The organism is Legionella massiliensis (genome assembly GCF_000756815.1).
GTDB classification, from domain to species: domain Bacteria; phylum Pseudomonadota; class Gammaproteobacteria; order Legionellales; family Legionellaceae; genus Tatlockia; species Tatlockia massiliensis.
Window position 1 is genome coordinate 128,969 of sequence record NZ_CCVW01000003.1, and the last position, 18,885, is coordinate 147,853.

Here is an 18,885-nt window from a genome sequence, read left to right on the forward strand (position 1 = left end):
GCTCAATCGATGATGACTCTTTAACCTAGTTGCATCCTTTGAGAGATAATTAAGTAATATCATTTACTCTCTCTACATGCTCTTCTCTTGCTGTAACAGCTTCCTCGTATCCTTGAACTAAAGCAGATACTGCATTATGAGGTACATCCACAGAAATAGTTTGTCGGTCTATCATTGCTTGTAAAACGTTTCCCGGTGTTTCTGCTTTGGAGCCATAGCCAATACGTTGCTCTTCTTCTACCTCTGGTACGTTTTGTACTAGCTGTTCTAATTTATCCACATAAGCTTCTTTTAGTATGTTCAGAACGCGAAGGCGGCCGTCTTTTATCTCTGGAGCTGCCTTATAAAAAATATAGGCTGAAAAACCAGTAGGATCAGGGAAGTAGCCCTGAGGAACCACCAGATCATTGTCGCGTATTTGGTGATATAACTCATCAATTTGCGCCATTGCAATTAGTGGGTCTTGGCTAAGGTGGGTAATTAATGTTGCTTTAACCTGATCCCGCTGATTAAGTACGGTATCATTTGCTGTGAGTCCAACTAAATAGTTTTTAGCGTTAGTAATTTTATATTCGTTAAAATGGTCTAAATCATGAAGTGTTTCTTGCAATAGTTCCTGGCTTGAATAGGCCGCATAATGCGCGGGATTTTCTGTAATTTTCATGCCATGACCATTTTGCAATAACAGCATATTCGCTAGTAAAAACACAAAGGTACGGCCATTTCCGTCTGGGAAATAATGGCATTGGTGAAGTTTTCGTACAAAGTTGTTAATTGCAATAATTTCAGCTTGTTTACGTTGTTGTGGTGAGGTAATTTCCTTAGCTTTAGCTAACTCTGCCCCATACTTATCAATGTCTGCCTGTACCCAAGCAAGTATTTCTTTGCGTGAAGCTTTATAAGATGTCAATTCAACCTTTGTTAAAACAACACCGTTTTTATCACCTTTATAGGCATCTTTACTGTGGCTTGCATTTAATAAATGGGTACGCAGGGCATCTTTGGCTTCATCTGCACTGTCAAATCCGGTTGGATCAAAGTTAATAGGAAAGGGGACTCCATCGATGTCAATTACTATCCCATACTGAGGATAAATTCTAGAGCCTTTCTTTTGGTAGGCTACAGTAAGTGCTTCAAGTAATTCATCAAGTCCGGCCTCAGTAATACCCGCTTGTCCCTCTAATCCTTCAAGAGGAAAAAAGATTTCAAAGGCGCCATAGCCTTCGGAAAACCCCTTCCTAAAGACTTCATCTGTACTAAAATCACTCTCATATTGATAAGCGCTCTGATAGATCCCCTCTATTAGCTCAGGGGTGAGCTCTGCATCACTATTTCGATTAATAAAATCGAATCCAGCCTGCATACCATTATAAAATTGTGGTCGAAAGTTGTTGGGGCCTTGGGTGGCTTGGCAACCATCAGTCTGCAAACGCCATACTTCACTTCTGGGGAAGTTTTCTAATGCTTTGTCAAGTAGAGGCATGTGTAGTCACCTGTATTCAGTCTATTGTTTTAATAATAGTAATACATTAATCATTATGCGAATATTAAGAGCACTAAGGGTTTTAAAAACAAAATTTGTGTAAATTAAGTTCTTTTAAGGGTGTTTTCTAGGGTAAAATTATTTTTCTATGCAGAATTAGAAACGTATTATGAATATAATGGCGCTGATGATAAGAATTAAAACACTGTATTTACACTACCATCTATCTGGGCTATTATTAGACAATTGCGTAGCTCAACATGGGGAAAATAATGAAACGAATCGTAGTTTATGGAAATGCTAGCAAAGAGAAAGAGAAATTTGTGAACGACTTACAAGTATCTAGTCAAGGCGATTTTTCTTTCCAATCATCAACACACAACAGCAGGTTTAATGCTATAGATAATGGTATAGCCGCTCCGGTACATACTGCACCCTGGCAGCTTTTAGTAGTACCGCAGCATGATGCCCACCTGGAAACTGCGACGAACTTCGAAACTACCTATTTTCAATGCGATTTTGCTCGACCCTTAGTTGTTGTTTTTTATGGTAAAGAAAATGAAAAAACGGCACCCTTTATTGAAGCATGCCAAAGTTATCTGGCAGGTCAGCCTAATGTGGTAGTGCTATCTGCAGAAAAGTTGGAAGATTTGAAAGCATCGAAAATACTTGGTGAATTCACAAATTTAGAAAATCTACCACAACCCTCACCAAATGATCCAAGCATGGGACTCTAACTTTTATTTTCAGGTATAAATCTTTATGGATACAGAAATAATTGCAGCTAAAATTGAGGTGACTTCGCCCTCTATGCAGCAATCTTCAGAGGATACAAGCGATGAGTTTAAGGCTCGTCGCTTTTATGCATTGAGCACTTCTCATAATAGCGCGGTTTTAATTGGCTCTAGTCTTGCTCATCAGCAACAAAGCTATGCAAGCGAGCATGTGTTGGACGCAGCCGCTACTACTTATATCAAAGATGCCAATGGTGTTGTTATCGGGGTTAAACAGGCAACAGCGGATGGGTTAGGGGGGTCTCCTGATGATCCAAACGAAAATGCAAGTATTGCGAAGATTGCTGAGTTCGCCTGTGAAAAATTTGTAAGAAGCACTAAGCCAGCACATGATACCTATCTGGAAATTGCCCAAGAATCAGAAGCACAGGCTCTTAATTTTGTAGCTACACAAAAATACGAGTCACACTGTGCGATGGCTGCAGCAAGCTTTATCTATTCTGGAGAGGGTAAATACCAAGGTGAGTTAGCCAATATGGGAGACACCATGGTGTTGGTCTTAGATAAGGATTTCAACCTAAAAAAGGCTCTTCCTGCCCGTCAAGTCTATAGAGGCTTTGGACAGTGGGCTCCTCCCTCTGTACAGATGCTGACAAAGCCGAGGTATCAATCTAATTTTACCAGTACCCAACTTGATGTAGATGAAGGGGATTATATTATCTCAATGACAGATGGTATCTGGGGCGAGTTACCCCTTTTACCAATCAGTAAAAGCGGAGATGAGGTAAAAGAACTCTCGATAGATCCTGATCAATTGATTACAAACAGCAAGAAAGGTTCAGCGACTTATTTTCCAGTTCATCAATGTACCTCAGAGATACTAACTCAGGCCTTAGATAATTCCTTGAAAAAACGTAAAGAGCTTTTAGACCTGGTTAATGAATTAAGAGCTCTAGGATTGGGACATGACTCAAAGACTGTAGATCAGGTGCTCGCGGATCTTGCCGATACTAAAAAGACTGCTCTTGCCAATAATTTGTATCAGCTACTCTTTGAAGGAAATGGTGGCGATGGAACTACTTATTTTAAAGGTGTGGAAATACCTTTTGCCTTTGTGATGAAGGATTTACAGGAACGTACAGCAGGCGATTGCTCTACCATTAATATGGTGCGTATACCTTTTCATCTAGATGAACTTTTACGCGCATTTATTAATTCTCCTGCAAACCGTAGGAATCTGTTAAACGAAATAGCGCTTTATCTGGGTTCTCCTGCGGCTTTGCGAGAGTCAATTTCAAGGCTAAAACAAGAAGAGGTTCTTTCCGAACCTAAGTTATTACTGGAAGATTTTTCGACCAGACCTGCATTTTCTGCGGCAATGTTAGATGACTTACAATCTTTAGTTGAACAGTTTAATAACCTTAGTGTTATCTTAAGAATTGCAAAATATGCAGATAAAATAGTTGCTCTAACTACTTATTTGCAAGGTGTTGAACAACCCATAAGAGATTATCTTGTTAATCTAATAAGGCCTGAATTATCCCTGCAAACAAATATATTTACCTATTTTTTCGGCGAGGATAGAAAGCTGCGAAACAATTTCTCGCATCAGTTTGGACTTGGGCAACCATTTTCAGCTGCAAACTATCAGCAAGATGTTATTGAGCTTGATGAGTCACCTAGCTTTGGTTAGTAACTAAAAGGCTACATCAAAGTCATGTGGCTTGAACAAATCAGCCCCTTTTGGGGCAAACCTCTTTCATTGAATCAATCGAGTCTGACCTCTAGATATTCCTGTTAAAGCAAGCAAATTATACAAAAATTGATCATATTGAGCTAAATGGTTGTAATGTGCGGTCTTTTATACCTAGAGAACTATATGAGTATTGGAAATATCTTCAAAGAAAAATTTTTAGCAAGCCTAGATCGTACTAAAGCTTTTCTAACTGGCGAATGGAGTTGGTGGTCCTTTCACTTACTAGTCTGGCATAGTAAAAAACTTCTTTCCATGTATGGTGCGATGGCAATAGTTTCCCCACTTGTTTCAACTCTTCCATGGATGATCTTTGCTCTTTGTTTTAGTTCTCCTCTTACTACACCAGGAGCACTCATTGTGCTTGGAGTGATGGGAGGTATATTCCTACTCCCATTAGTCCCTTTAGTAATAACGCATATTTTATTACCTGCCATTAATCTAATCACGAATTTTGCCTTAGCCGCTACTATTTTCACTGTTTCAATTCTTTTAATACCTATATTAGCCGCCAGACATGCAATCCATGAGGCAATTAATAAAAGTGAATTAGATAGCTATGATGAATTCCTTTACAACTTAGATGATTCTGGATTCGAAAAAAATGTTATTAAACCTCTTAGGTCTTATACGCCAAGCTCAACAGATAGCGAACAATTGAGAGACAAGATTTTAAGCGATGCTCATACTACTACTGATAAAAAAGCTTATGTCTCCTTATTTTTAAAAGATGAACAACGTCCTAATTTAGGTAGAGGAGCTACAAATATTCTCTTCTCTATTTTTACAAATAATAAAAATAAAGAAGCAACTCTAATAAGAGAAGATGAAAAAAAGAGAAAGGATGTAACGGCATTAACAAACGAAAGAGAGCGATTTGCGAGCACAACATACCATAGATAATCAAAAACAGATTTAAATACCGTATTCGCATATTTGTTAAATAATTAAACTACTCGTAAAAAAATGACAGCAACTTGAGCATTTCTTATGGAATTACAAGACGAGTTAACAGAGTTATTTAAAAAATATCCCTTTATTCATTTTGACCAGCTTGGCGAATTATCTATTCTTGTACCTTTAACCGGTGCTCAGCGCATTGCAGAGCACTTTTCCAAAGGTATTGCTCTTTATCTGTTTGGTGATAATACCTGCCAATCAGATTTAGAAATAGAGACTTTTTTTCTAGGAAAGCTAAGCTCTGATGGCCAGATGGATAACAGCGACTCATTCCCAGTGTTATTCAAAAAGCTTATTCGAGAGCTGAGAGAGCTTAAGTCTCAGCAACAAGCGGTCACTGCTAAAGACTTCTTGCAAGCGATAATAGACAGACTCTATGAACTTAAAAAAGAGACTGATTGGTTTAAAAATAACAGGCTGGGCTACCAGAATTTTGTTGAGGATCTTAGGAAAGGAAATAACATCTTTGTCGCAAAAGGTGAGTTTATTGTCAGAGCTGCGCCTGATAACGCTAGAAACTTGGATTTACCAAATCTGTTGGTTTTGGAAAATAAGGATCTCAATAATATAGAACAGCACATGATATCTGAATCTTCGGGTGAAGATTGCCTTGCTGCCCTAGCTAAAATTCCTGTGCTTCCTCATGAAGATGGATTAAACCTGGAGATCTCAGAAGCAATTGGTTCACTGATTGCACCGCTTATGACCTATCTAGCCAAGGATAATAGAAATCTAAGAGGGATGTTCGCAGCCATTTATCAAGCTATGCAAAAAAGAGATGATTCTTTACAGGATCAATCGGATGCCGTATTCGCTACCATAGCATCTAATTTTCAAATTCAAAATGATGACAATGGTAGTGAGGACTATGGCAAATGGACAGCTAGCGAGTTAGAAGAAAGCATTATTACTGTGTTCAAACAGGCAGGGTTAAGGAAAAGTCAGAGCCTAAGCCACTGACTTTTAAAGATACCTTTCAAACTGTCTTTGCCAAATATAAAAGGGAACACCCGGAATACAAGCAGTATCAAAGCCAAACTGAAAGTTATCAATTATTTGTCTTACAAACCTTTTTGTATTTATGTGCTGTATGGCTACGGTTAAACTCTAAGGATAGTGCTGGCAAATTGCTGCAGATCTATCAGGACAAAAACGAATTAAAAAGTCTTGTGTCCTTGCTCTGTACCAATGAAGCGGCGGTTACGACAATATTGGAATCTCACTTTCGAATTTCATGGCCAAAGGATTATCAAAAAATCATAAGCGCAACCTATGAAATTGCGATTGCCCACCTTAGTGCACCTCATTTCGATGAATTGCGAGTCGCCTGTGTTCCTGAGCTGGTTAATAGCAAGCAGTATACAGTCATGGGCGGTCGTCTTTACTGGAGCATAGAACCAATCTACGAAAAGGGCACTATCAACACAGTGCAAGAACAGAGCAAGATCTCTGTCGACCATTTTGCTTTATTTTATGACAATTGCCAGAGTTATTTTCATAGAATGAATACCATGGTGTTGCTCTCGGAAATGCTACATCAGAACTTGGATCCTGAGGGTGAAACAGGCCTAGCGGAATGGGCAATCAAGCACAATATTGACCGCTTGTCGGAGAAGAATAAATCAGAACTTCTGAACGTAGCTATCAATAATAAAAAGCATAAGTTTGCTAGCTTTTTAATCGAGCGTTGTGCAGGCTATTATCCGATAGCGTTTAAGAGTTTACTGAATAGCAAACCATTAAACGCTGAGCTGATTGAACAATTTATAAAGAAAGATACAGGATATCTGCACGCACTCAAAGGCGCCGATTTAGTAGAAAATTTATATAAGGCGAACCTAAGTGAATTTGCATTGGATAAGATTAAAATCTATCTGAAATTCAAACCCGATTTGCTTGAATATAAAGATGCTTGCCAACAAACTCCCTTTCTTTGGGCCTGTGCACAAGGAAATGCAGATATAGTGGAATATCTGATGGATTTGGGGGCCAATATCCATGTGAAAACTCTATTACCTGAAAGTTACAATCTACAAGGCAAAGAAGAAACAACAGCGCGACAATGGGCGGAATCAAATTCCATTGCTTCAAAACAGATAATTGCTTTATTCGACAATTACTATCAGCGCATGGAATCTAATTTTCAAGCTATTCCTGGCTATAGTAAAAGGTTCAATTCTCAGCATCTCAGGCAGGCGTTAGATAACAAGGATTTACAATTAACTGATCTTCTTTGTAAGTATTGTCCTAACCTAGGTGATAGTCTCAGCGAGGCAGATTTACAGGGTATAAAGCAACTGCGCAAAGAAGAGCAGGAGAGTTTGGGAGGAAAACAGCAACAGTTCAGAGGAACCTTTTTCAAGTCTAAGGATGAGGTTCAAACTAATTTTGCGCAAGAATTTGAACAAGACACGAATACATTAAAAACAGTGATGGTAGATGTAATTGGGAATGAAGATCCTACTGAAAGTCGAGACCTGTCCCTGGCTTGAGCCTTTGTACGGGACAAAAAATAGAAATCCACTAACTAGCTCCGAATCCTCGCGGTCTAGCCCATAGGTATCTACACAAGTGTCTGTAATAGGTCATGTCCCTCCTGGTCTCAACACTACCGCTGCGCTCAGGATGACGTGGCGTTGGGGTGACAGGGCGTTCAATTACAGACACTTGTGTAGATACCTACGGGTCAAGCCGCGGGAATTCGAGTTTTCTCTGAGATTACACATTTTTTGTCCCGTACAAAGAGCTTGAGCTAATGGTCGTAGGAGAGTTAATCTTTACTTAATAAACTAAGCTATTTATTTGGTTACAATGACTTTCGTTTTAAATATATTGGAAATTTTTATGTGCATTACAAAGAAGAAAAACAGATTAGTAGCGTTGGGTATAAGTGCAGTGCTATTAGGATTCTCATTACCAGCCCTTGCAAAAGAGCCTGCTATCAATCCCTTGTTACAAGATCAATTGGATCAACTCAGAGAGCAGTATCATATCTCTGGCATGGCTTTGACTGTTATCGCACCTCAATTATCTCCCAGGCCATTGAATTTTATGAGTGGGAAAACAAGGAAAGTGCGCGGTCGTCCAATTATTACTTCTGATTTCTTTCAGATTGGTAGCAATACAAAATCTTTTGTAGCGGCCATTTTGCTGAAGTTACAATCGGAGAAAAGACTTTCCCTGGATGATCCCTTATCAAAATGGCTCCCTCAATATGCGGATAAATGGGGTGAGGTTACTGTTAGACATCTCTTGCATAATAATAGTGGGATTCCTAGCTATTCTAAAAATCAGAAATTTCTGCGCAAATTTGAAAGAGAACCAAACTATCAATATTCCAACCGAGAATTGGTAAGTTATGCCTATGATGACACTCATCCAGAAAGCAAAGCTGTATTTAAAGCAGGACAAGGTTGGTACTATTCAAACACTAACTGGGTGTTGGCGGGTATGGTTGCAGAAAAGGCCGGGAAGCTTCCTTTCGAGAAACTTCTTAAAAAATATATTACGTCAAGTGAAAAGAATAATCTGTCCAATACAAGATATATAAACTCTAGCTATAGCCGCAATACTCTTAACCGTCTGGTTCATGGCTACAGCGATGAAGGGGAAGATGTAACAGGCAGAAATGCATCCTGGGCCAGTACGGCTGGAGCTATCCTACAAAGTAACGAGGATCTGGCCTATTGGGCTTATGAACTATTTCATGGCAACGTACTGAATAAAGAGGATCTTAGCCAAATGCAACAACTTGTTTCAACAGAAACAGGGAAAGAGATACCCAATACTACTGTTAATCCTCAAGGTTATGGGTTGGGGATAGGATTGAAAAGAATCGATGCTGGACCTTATTGGGGGCATGAAGGACATACCGAAGGATACCATTCTTCCTTTGCTTTCTTTCCAGAAGATGATATCACCATAACCATCAATGCAAGTGGCTTAGAGAATTCAAATTTTGAAACAGTGATGCAAAATATTGTGCATAGCATCAGAGAGGCACAAAGCGATTTGCATTCTAAAGCCTAGTAATTCAAAACCCATACTAAGGCTAGGGGGCAGTGGATGCCCCTTAATGCCTCTTATTTTAAAGCCCCCGAAGTTTTACTTACACCATCCTCTGGTTGTTTTTGTAATAGGTCACCCCCATCCTGAAATCCCGCGGCTTGACTGCGGGATCTATGGGCTCAGAAAGCATGCTAGAAGGCTAAGCAAGGATAAATTATGTGACACATAATTATACAGCCAGGTTGCTATTTTTTCATTTAGCCGGTTTTGTATAAGCTTTATTATCCCTATCTTGGAGATAGTTATGTATCTTGAAGAAGAAAGAAAAGGTCTTTATTTAAGTCTAAATGAAAGCCTAGCCGATATTGTAGATTATGGTGTGGCAAATGTAAGCCAGTATGGTATTGCTGAGCACTGGGCAAAGAAAACGCATGGTCAGGAATGGTTGAATAGTGTAAAGGAGAAAGGAGAGTCAGAACCAACAACCCCAGGAGAGAACATGCTTGCTGGTGTGTTACGTGGTGCTGCAAACTCACAACAAGCCTGTACTCGTGAAGATACAAGTAAAATTGGGTATGCGTTAAGTGTAAATCAAAATGGAGCATGTACTCACTTTGCTTTGGCAACAGCAAACAGAATTTTGTCTTTACAGGAAAAGGGTGAATTTCCAGCCAACTATGCAGTTAGAATAATGTCTGGAGAGCATTTTCGAACAGGATTGAATGAATCTCATGTTTGTGTGGTTTTGGATAAATTGCCTACAGATGAGGATTATTTAAATTCAAATAAGGTTAGCGAAGAAAATTCTATTGTTGTGGATAGCTGGTATGCTGCCCAAGGTGGGCCACTTTGTTTTTCACCCAAAGAATTTAAGGCTAATGTTGGGGACTACCTGGAAATACCGGAAAATAAGGGTGCTGTTAGAATGCTTTATTGTTTTGGAGCAAGAAATCAGCACCAACTAGAGAACGATAAATTAAAAGCGGAAGAGGTTAGTGCAAAACTTAGTAGCCAGTATAATTCACAGAATAGTTTGTCAAGTTCAACTGAGTCAGCTACGGAAAGTTCACAGGAATCGCTTGGTTTTGAGGACTTTATGAATAAATATTCCGACGAAATTACAAATTTTGATGCTGCTAACCCAACTACCGATACTTCTTTACTAATAAAATCTGTTTTTGAGCTCAAACCTGAACAATATCTAACCTTGGAAGCGACAGATTGTTTACAGGGGATAACAGTGCAAGTCGGTTCGGCAGCTTGTACCTATGAGCATTTTGATTATCTTATAAAAAAATATTGTGGCTTGTTATGGGGGAGAGCTGAGCAAGATTCCGGTTTTGTGCAATTGAAATTAGCTGAAAATATGCCTTCTTCTCGACAGACCTTCCTAAATATTTCTGATGAAAATCTTGATCTGACAATAATGGCCAAATTCTATAATGAAATATATGAAAAACACCCTGATAAATTATATTTAATAATTAATAAGTTAAAATTTATCTCAAAGGGATATCAGGATACTTATAATTCAGAGTTAGGAAATAAGTTATCTCATAAATTATTTCTCTGTGAGCTGGAGCAGGTTATTGAAAATCCCTATCGTCTAGCCCTAGAGTCTAGTTCTAATCAAATAGCGGTTTCTGAGGGACTTCTATCAAAACCGGTTGACTCATCTAAAAACAAGCTAGAAATAAGGTTGAACTATAAATATGGAAAAGACGGTAAATCACGATCACATCTAATACCGGTAATACCGGTAAAATACCAGGGGCCAAAAAGACAATATTATGGCTTAGTGGGCGATAATCTAAAAAGGGCTATATTAGATGATTTTAAAGATAGTTTAGAGGAGTGAAATACTCAAACAGAATTAGAAAGTACCATTAGTATGATAAAAGACTCCTATGAATATTTAATTATTGTAACTCCACAGCGACTACAATTGCATTTATTGCAACATACCCAGGAGTCAACTCAAGAATCATCAATGTCTATTTGTACGGATGCTGCAAACGCTCTGGAAGAAATGATTTCTGAGGCTAGAAGCAAGATTCTAAGAATTGAAACTAAAAGCTAGTTCAAGATATCCATGCACTTCTTATTAATAATCCAAAGGTTATACTTTGATTTAATTGTACAAAAATATCCTCTATCGGCAGTCCCATCACATTGTAATAAGAGCCTTCTATAATTAGGTTAATGATCATTATATAGACAATAATCTATGAGCATACCTGCCCAGCAAGCCAACAAAAACATTCCTATCGACCTTATTAAAAAAAGAATGTTAGAGAAGATTGATGCCTTATTTCAATTGGGACTTGCAAACCAGGATAAACATTCCGAAAAAAACCTCAGAACATTATATAGCGTCATAAATCAGGACAACCATGATGTTGATATCAATGAATTAAAGCAAAGGATGGGTCAGGCGATCAATGACCTTGATTTAACTCAATACAATATAAATGAAGAAAGTGGCTATAAAGAGGGTGTTTTAGCCTGTATCCAAGCATTGAAAGAGATTGGCATAGCCACTGAAAATTGGAATTTAGGAACAAATAATATTCAAGATGTTCTTTTATCTGCAGGTAATAAACTTAAAGCAGATCTAGAAAGAGTATTAAAAGCGGAAAGGGCTAACTTGCTTGAGCAATTAAAGAATAAAGACCTTGAGTATCAGGAAATACCTCAGGATTATAGAGAAAATGATAGTTTTATTATCGAATTGGTAGAATTGGAATTAAAACTAAAACATGAGGGTATTTTACAACAAGAAATCGATGAAAATGACTTTGTATTAATACATCCATTTCATCTATTAGATGAGCATTTTTCATCGCGATCGGAGCAAGCTCAGAACCGAATTTTAGAATTGCTAGGTACTATGCCTCGTTTGACAATGCGTCAGTTAGCAAATCCAAGCAAAACCTTGCAAAGAACAATGGAGGAGTATGATTTATCTCTTAACCAATCAATAGCTCTTTATACTGCACAATATGATACGAATGCATTAGAATCTTTGCCCCAAGAATTCGAGAGGAATGAGATAATCCTGGAAGCAGCTGTAAGAAATAATCCAGCCCAGCTAAAATTCGTTCCCGAGGATATGAAGCAAAAACTCATTGATAAAATAGGTGCAGAAAATTTACTGAGTTCTAATATTCTTGCTTATAAATTTTTTCCGAAAAATGATAGTAATACACAGGCTATAAATTCATATTTTTCTAAAATCGAGAATATCGTAGTCAATACATCATTCAATGATGCAGAGCTTCGAGATGTAGCCTTGGTTTATGGTAATAAAGAAAAGCGAAAAGGGAGAACAGCCTTCGTTGGATTTAGCTATTCGGTCACCACTACTATTGTTTCAGAAGCAGAATCTCAAGAGATCCTAACTGAACTAGATGAATTAGTTATAGCCATGAAAGCAGCGAATAACCAAAAAGATCTCCATCTTGCATTAGCTGCACATTCTAATACTGGAGGAAAAGAAAATATCGGTCATCTTCGTCATAACGATATTGCAGAATTATGCAAAAGACATGGTGAAATAAGACAGATCAATTTATTGACCTGTTCAGCTGCTGGAACACAGAATATTCCAGATGAAGAACAGAAAATGATTTCTGAATTAAGAAAAAAGGAATCAGAAATAAAAAAATACATATTTGCAAGAAAACTGCCTGGTCAATCTGAGAAAACCTTCAGAGATTATTATCGCGCTCTCTGTGAAAAAAATAATATTGATGGAGTTTATCTTTTAGTAGAAAACAAAGAGACAATCCCAAAATACCAATTGCACGTCATGAAATTAGTAAACGAAGAATTGCTTAGTAAAACAGTTGATATTCCAGCGAATAAAGAGAAGTTTATTCAACGATTTGAGGTTATGTACAATGATAAGGTTAAAAATAATGGTGGGAAGCTAATATCACTCTCCTTAGCTGAATTAATTGAGTTACGTTCCGCGACCGCAGAACAACATCGTTTTGATCCAAATCATCCTAAATTTAAAAAAGATAAAAAAAGATTTCCATTGTTAGCAAAATTCGAAATTCAAGAACAAGACTTAAAAGAATCCAAGATGAAATCACTTGCTAAGTCACTTAAGGAAAAAAATATTAGTCAGGAAATTAGTATTCAAGCTTACCCTGGTTTTATGGAAGTTGACACTGAAACAAACTATTTACGAGCCGTAAAAGGACATACTTTTCATTTAGATAGTTATAAGAAAAGTCTTTACGGAACTGGGCAATCAGGAGTCGATAGAGTAAAAGCCTTAACTCAGCAAAAAAGCATAATATCTGCATTAGCACAAAGCGAAGTAAGTTCAAGCCAAGCAAAAAAACTCAAAGTCACCCTAAGGCCAGATTCTGTTGCTACGATGGGACAAGAAAATACTCCTCCACAGATACCTCTAATTGACTCTCATGAATTAACGGAATTAAAGGGCAGCAGCGATAAGTGCCCTGAGTTAATTGCCTTAGAAAAAGCTGTGAGCAAACAGCTTAATGACATTATAAAATCGATTGAATCATCAAAGGAGAATTCAGGGGATTTAGCTAAAGAAAAAGCGAGGATAATAGGTGGGTTTTTAAAAACGCTCAGCAATGCAACTACCGTTGAGGAATATTGCAATACAATAACCAACTTTAGACAAAGTCCTAAATACCGGGCTATTAATCCACCTAGAAATACTTATCAGGTTCTGGGTTGGATGGGGGAAACAGAAGGGTCGTTAATTAGTGATTTACACCATGCAGCAGTTCAACATATACAATCTAAAAGTAGTAATACTCCATCAACTTTGATGTGATTAAAGAGAGAGTACTTGAACTCGTTAAGCTGACGCTAACTTAATGGCAGGCCCTCAGGGACAAGCCATGGTACATAGGGTTATACTCAGTCTATTCAAAGTGTTACAGTAAAAACCATTTGTTTTTCCATTTTGACTCTATAAATACATCTGGCAATCATTAGATCACATCAGCTTATCCCCCATTCAACTCAACACGCATTCTAGGTACTTCTGAGATTTGAGTTATGTTTTCAACCGATTCCCTTTTTTGAACAGAACTAAACAGGGAGTACATTGAATTCGATGGATTGCTACAAGGACGATTTTTAATAAGCTCTACAATTTCTTTATGTCCCAAAATTTCTGCAATATCCAAAGGAGATAAAGCAACAGGGGCATCGTTTTGCTGCTTGCTTAAGTATTGACTTATGCTTTCTTGAATCATTAAATCGTATTTTTCGCCAAATTTAATTAGCTCCTCTTTAGTTGTTTGAAACGTTAAATCAAGATTGACCCTGTATGAAATTAATACTCTTAATGACTCAGTATCCCCTTGTACAGCAGCAACATAGGCTGGTGTAGTACCATCGTTGGCTTGTGCATTAGCTAATTCAGGCTTGTTTTTAAGGAGAAACTCTAGGGCATCCCTATGCCTGCCTAGAGCTGCAATATGAGCAGGCGTAAAACCACTCTTATCAGCCTTTGTTAAATCAGCGCCTAAGGTATGCAGCAGTTTTAGTGAGGGGAGTATGCCTGTCCATGCCACATAATAAGCAGGCGTAATACCTTTACAGTCTTGTACGTTGCCTAATTCAGGGTTGTTTTTAAGTAGAAACGCGAGGACATCGGTATACCCAAATTGAGCAGCAGCATGGGCAGGTGTGGCGCCATCTTTATTTGCCTTAGTTAAATCCGCGCCCAAGGTGTGCAGCAGCTCTAGTGCGTGGAGCTTGTCTGTTATTACCGCATAATAAGCAGGCGTATTACCATCATTGGTTTGTACGTTGGCTAATTCAGGGTTGTTTTTAAGCAAAAACACTAAGACATCGGTATACCCAAGTTGAGCAGCAATATGGGCGGGTGTGCGGCCATCTTTATTTGCCTTAGTTAAATCCGCGCCAAAGGTGTGCAGTAGCTCTAGTACGTGGAGCTTGTGTGTCATTGCCGCATAATAAGCAAGCGTAAAGCCATTATTAGATCGTACGTTGGCTGATTCAGGTTTGTTTTTAAGCAAAAACGCTAAGACATCTGTATGTCCAAGTTGAGCAGCAATATGGGCCGGTGTAAAGCCCTCATTATTTGTTTTGGTTAAATCCATGCCCAAGCTGTGTAGCAGCTCTAGTATGGGAAGTTTGTCTGCCGCAGCCGCACAATAAGCAGGTGTAGTGCCATCATTGGCTTGTACGTTACCTAACTCAGGCTTGCTTTTAAGCAGAAACGCTAGGACATCAGTATGCCCAGATTGAGCAGCAATATGGGCCGGTGTCTCGCCATTATTGTTTGCTTTAGTTAAATCTGCGCCCAAGGTGTGCAGCAGCTCTAGTATGGGAAGCTTGCCATCCTGAGCCGCACAATAAGCAGGTGTAAAGCCATCATTAGATTGTACGTTAGCTAATTCAGGGTTGTTTTTAAGCAGAAACTCCAAAGCATCCCTATGGCCATTTTGAGCAGCCATATGGGCCGTTGTAGCGCCATCATTACCTGCTTTACCTAAATCTACGCGAAAGCTGTGTAGCAGTTCTAGTGCACGGAGTTTGCCTTCCTGAGCCGCACAAAAAGCAGGTGTAAAGCCATCATTAGATTGCACATTGGCTAATTCAGGCTTGATTTTAAGCAGAAACGCTAGGACCTCAGTATGCCCAGATTGAGCAGCTATATGGGCAGGTGTATAGCCATTCTTATCGGCTTTAGTTAAATCTGCGCCCAAGGTATGCAGCAGTTTTAGTGCCTGGAGTTTGCTTCCCGCAGCCGCGCAATAAACAGGCGTAATGCCATTCTTAGCTTGTACGTTGACTAATTCAGGGTTGCTTTTAAGCAGAAACGCCAAGACATCCGTATGCCCACGTTGAGCAGCAATATGGGCTGGTGTAGCGCCATTCTTGTTTGCTTTAGCTAAATCCGCGCCTAATTCCTGCAGTATCTTTAATGTGGGGAGTAGCCCTTTAGTAGCAACAAGATATGCGGGCGTGATATTTTGGTCGTTGTCTAAATCCTGAAGCATTGCGCTTGTGAGCTTTTTGAGGTTCCTTAGTTTCTCCTTATTTCGTGAGTCCTTTAGCCCTCTTAAATCACTGGTTATCTTTTGCAGTAACTGAGCATCATTCACCAAGAAAGCAAAGAATTGTTTCGAAAATTTATGTTGCAGACATTGCTCTATGAGTAAAGGCACAGCCTTGGGGGATATTTTATTTAATACGGAAAACGCTACATCTAAGTTCGGTGCCGTAAAATCGTTCATTAAGCTATCAATTAAGTTCTGGGTTGAGTTTAATCCCTTATTAGTTTCATTAACATTAGTGGCTGCTTGATTTCTCGCGCTCTTTTTTTTCTTTTTGTTAGTAGACATGGTCTTTGGCCTTTGGTTAGCAGAGGGCTTTATAGAAGGCGCAGGGATTGGTGGCGATGAAGAGGTATTATTGTTATTAGACGACAAGGTATTTTTTATTGTTGCTAAATAGGTCTCCCAGTTAACCTCAGACTTATCCTGTAACTTATTCTTATAAATGAGAGAAGCTGCTTGCTGATGGCCTGCTAGTACTAGTTCTAATATCCTCTCTTGCCAATTTCCTGTGGTTTGTTGGGCGAGGCAGGCATCGGTTAAAGCTGTTGTGCTCACTAAGGGGCGAATGTGCTGTAAGAAGGGATTGTCCTCTGAGTTATCTTCTGGCTCACAAAGCACCAGTACTTGTTTGGTACGGGTATAGCAGGTATAGAGTTCATGAAAGGCCGGAGCCAGGCTGGCATTGCTGCCTTCTTTATCTTTGGGACGATGGCTTGGTTGTGGCTTGTCGCCTAGACGTTCTAGCTCATTTCTTAGGGTTCGAAAAAAAGGCTTATCTTTAAGCTTATAGGCAATGACCACATCAAACTCTAAGCCTTTAACTTGCTCAGGCGTCATCACCAGCACACTCTCAGGAAAGTGTGACCTGGCTTCTTGTAGATGAGCTTCGGCGGTGACTATCACACAATGTGGTTGTTTGCTTTGTTCCTGCAGCCAGGCATGTGCTGCCAATTCGCTTTCTTCAAGCACAGCAACCGTGCCAAGGCCTTTGCTTTCTTTAACCTGTTCGACGCGCGAGGGTTCATAGTGGTCACTAAGCCCGCCAGTAAGGCGAAGTTTTAGGGCAATGACTTGGTTGGCAACCGCAACAACATTCAAGGGGGAGCGATAGGAGAGGCTTAGCTCCAAGTGATTTTTAATACCTAAGCCCTCACGCTGTAATAAAAAGGGGCGAATGGACTTATGGTCGTATAAGCGTTGATGGCTATCCATAAAGTAGATAATCTGCCCCTCCTCAGCGAGTAAGGACAGCATTTTGAGCTGCATGGGGGAGAGGTCTTGGGCTTCATCGACTACCACTAGAGAAAATAAGGCCAACTTTTGCCACAGGTAGAAACAAGGGTTGACCTTGCCGCGCCCCTTGAGGCTTTGCAGATAAGCTGTATAGGCTGCATGAAGCCAGGCGCGTTGGTCTTTGGCTAAAGAGGATTGTTCATTGCTTAGGGCTCCATATTGTTCTGCGGTATAGCCTGAGGCAATGCGGCATTCTAGGTAGGCCGTTTCGACATTAATCGCGGGAATCGGCTTTTCTTTTTTGGTGCGCGCTCGTGTTTTTTCTTGCTTGAGATAGCTGTCATACCAGTTGCTAAAATCCTCTTTGTCCACAAGGTCATTTAGCGAAACCTCGCAGAATTCGGTTATTAACTCCTTGATAGTCTTAAATAAGACTGCTGTTGCGTCTTCAGGCAGAGGTAGTTCTTGAAAGGATTTCCGCATATTATCGCTAAGCTTAGGGGACTGGGTCACATAGAGAATGGGTTTTGCTGGTTTCTCTTGTGCTAGCGAGGCTTGAGTATTTAATAAGGATAAGGCAACGCAGCTTTTACCACTGCCGGCAACACCACTACATACCGCGGGTAAGGCAACCTTTAGTGCTTGTTGTTGCTGTAAATCCAAGGAAAGCCAATGCTGTTGATAATAATCAGCAACTTCCAGTTGCTCGGAGCCAGCAATAGTATCTAGATTAAGATTTACGGGAACGGGCTCAAAGGCTAATTGTGGGGGTAGGGCGGCTGCTGGCTCGCTAAAATGTTTTTCAATATAACGCTTTAAAACGCCCGATTTTAAAAAGCGGCTTTTCTCATAATCGTGGGTAGGCAGATGCTCTAATAGCAGTAAACAGCGTTGATTGTTAAATTCTTGCATGGTGAACAACAGGCGGGCGCTATCGTTTAGGCGAAAACTATAAATCTCATGGCCACGAAGCTTTTCTAAGTTAGAACTCTGATAATCGCCTGTGAGCAATTGCTGAATGGCTTTTTTATGCTCCGCTAATAAATCTGCAGCACCTAATGCCCCGCGTAAATAATATAATTTCACGGCAAGTCTCTGATTGTTCTTTTGCAGGGCAATATAAAAGGCGAGGCTTAAGGGATGCTTAAAGAGGTATGAATGTTATTCATGGACTATTCCATAATGGAATTGGCGCTGGTTATGCATGAAGGAATAATCCATTCCAAACTTTCACATCTATGTAAAATTACGATAACTAACTAAGAATATACTGAACTTAATTTCAGAGTATTATGGGAAGGCTGTAATTATGCCTAATTCAACTAATCGCTCTTCAGTAATTAAACAGGCTGCTAGTACTCTACATGATGGCAATAGAGCTTTACTTAGAGGAAGAGAAACCATTTCTAAGAGACATTTTGATTTTGAAAGCACCATCATTAAGGACGATTTTTAATAAGCTCTACAACGTCTTTATGTCCCATAATTTCTGCAATATCCAAAGGAGATAAAGCAACTGGAGCATCGTTTTGCAGCTTGCTTAAGTATTGACGTCGCCATCATGGACGGTCTTTGTGGTAGTTAAAACAGTAATACTTATCTTATGTATAGGCGGATACCTCTTAAGAT

At 39.4% G+C, this 18,885-nt stretch carries 12 protein-coding genes; 10 read left to right on the forward strand and 2 right to left on the reverse strand.

Annotation, left to right across the window (positions count from 1 at the left end; translation table 11 throughout):
* Positions 1-49 precede the first annotated feature (49 nt).
* A complete protein-coding gene (locus BN1094_RS12210; protein WP_043874746.1) occupies positions 50-1,483 on the reverse strand; it encodes a hypothetical protein in 1,434 nt (477 codons plus the stop codon).
* Between the two features lie 272 nt (positions 1,484-1,755).
* Here BN1094_RS12210 and BN1094_RS12215 point away from each other — a divergent pair, with 272 nt between their 5' ends.
* From BN1094_RS12215 to BN1094_RS12255, 9 genes are all read left to right on the forward strand, one after another.
* Positions 1,756-2,220 carry a hypothetical protein gene (locus tag BN1094_RS12215; protein WP_043874747.1) on the forward strand — a complete coding sequence of 155 codons (465 nt, stop codon included), beginning with the start codon at positions 1,756-1,758 and terminating at the stop codon, positions 2,218-2,220.
* A gap of 25 nt (positions 2,221-2,245) precedes the next feature.
* On the forward strand, positions 2,246-3,910 hold the full coding sequence (locus BN1094_RS12220; protein ID WP_043874748.1) for a hypothetical protein: 1,665 nt from the start codon (positions 2,246-2,248) through the stop codon (positions 3,908-3,910).
* 186 nt (positions 3,911-4,096) lie between these two features.
* On the forward strand, positions 4,097-4,873 hold the full coding sequence (locus BN1094_RS12225; protein ID WP_043874749.1) for a hypothetical protein: 777 nt from the start codon (positions 4,097-4,099) through the stop codon (positions 4,871-4,873).
* A gap of 87 nt (positions 4,874-4,960) precedes the next feature.
* Positions 4,961-5,890, forward strand: a complete 930-nt coding sequence (locus tag BN1094_RS12230) for a hypothetical protein (RefSeq protein ID WP_043874750.1) — start codon at positions 4,961-4,963, stop codon at positions 5,888-5,890.
* A 167-nt stretch (positions 5,891-6,057) separates the two neighbouring features.
* Positions 6,058-7,422, forward strand: coding sequence for an ankyrin repeat domain-containing protein (locus BN1094_RS12235; RefSeq protein ID WP_043874751.1), 1,365 nt, complete (start codon positions 6,058-6,060; stop codon positions 7,420-7,422).
* Between the two features lie 352 nt (positions 7,423-7,774).
* Positions 7,775-8,959: a serine hydrolase domain-containing protein gene (locus BN1094_RS12240; protein ID WP_043874752.1), complete on the forward strand. Its 1,185-nt coding sequence runs from the start codon at positions 7,775-7,777 to the stop codon at positions 8,957-8,959.
* Positions 8,960-9,242: 283 nt separating this feature from the next.
* On the forward strand, positions 9,243-10,796 hold the full coding sequence (locus BN1094_RS12245; protein WP_043874753.1) for a hypothetical protein: 1,554 nt from the start codon (positions 9,243-9,245) through the stop codon (positions 10,794-10,796).
* Between the two features lie 33 nt (positions 10,797-10,829).
* On the forward strand, positions 10,830-11,018 hold the full coding sequence (locus BN1094_RS12250) for a hypothetical protein (protein WP_043874754.1): 189 nt from the start codon (positions 10,830-10,832) through the stop codon (positions 11,016-11,018).
* Positions 11,019-11,165: 147 nt separating this feature from the next.
* On the forward strand, positions 11,166-13,760 hold the full coding sequence (locus BN1094_RS12255; RefSeq protein WP_043874755.1) for a hypothetical protein: 2,595 nt from the start codon (positions 11,166-11,168) through the stop codon (positions 13,758-13,760).
* Between the two features lie 175 nt (positions 13,761-13,935).
* Here the strand turns inward: BN1094_RS12255 and BN1094_RS12260 are convergent, their stop codons facing one another.
* Positions 13,936-18,342 carry an ankyrin repeat domain-containing protein gene (locus BN1094_RS12260; RefSeq protein WP_043874756.1) on the reverse strand — a complete coding sequence of 1,469 codons (4,407 nt, stop codon included), beginning with the start codon at positions 18,340-18,342 and terminating at the stop codon, positions 13,936-13,938.
* A gap of 223 nt (positions 18,343-18,565) precedes the next feature.
* Here BN1094_RS12260 and BN1094_RS19885 point away from each other — a divergent pair, with 223 nt between their 5' ends.
* Positions 18,566-18,712, forward strand: coding sequence for a hypothetical protein (locus tag BN1094_RS19885; protein ID WP_176695301.1), 147 nt, complete (start codon positions 18,566-18,568; stop codon positions 18,710-18,712).
* The last annotated feature ends 173 nt before the right edge of the window (positions 18,713-18,885 follow it).